Consider the following 525-nt stretch of genomic DNA (forward strand, 5'->3'; position numbering starts at 1 on the left):
CTCCGAACTGTGACGGCTAACTTGAACAACGACTGGCCTTTCAAATCTGCTCGAGCCGGTCATCACTCCCCCTCTACGCCCAGCGGCGACAGCTCGCATTTATTTCCTTAGCCGAAAGATTCGGCTGCACCCTCGCAGCTAAACTTGGTCGCTGGCGTCCCAAGCCATCGTCATGAGCGCTGTCTGGTTCATGTTGGGTGGCGCGGGATTTGGCTAGCTCGATCTCGACAATGTCGCCTTGCGCCAGTGTCGCAAAGTTTGTGGAAGCCTACGCCTGCACCTTTCCGCTGCCCGTCTTGCACGCAGCGATCCACTGCATGGCGGAGGTTGGGTCTTCCAATATCGCAACTCTTTTTGCAAAGCCGACAAAGGCATTGCTGGCAGCGTCTACCGGTATGTGCCCAGCATATGCATCACAACATGCCCTCAGGGCGGTCTCGTAGGTCAGGTCTCTGCGATCCTCGGGCCACTCATTGAGAAAATCGATAGCGTCCGCAAGACTGGCAATCTCTTGCACGATATAGC

At 56.2% G+C, this 525-nt stretch carries 1 protein-coding gene; it reads right to left on the reverse strand.

Annotation, left to right across the window (positions count from 1 at the left end):
* Positions 1-268: 268 nt before the first annotated feature.
* Positions 269-525, reverse strand: a 257-nt coding sequence (locus AC0L2K_RS35035; protein WP_473533666.1) for a DUF982 domain-containing protein, incomplete at its 5' end; no start/stop codon positions are given.

Source organism: Mesorhizobium sp. WSM4817 (assembly GCF_055811135.1).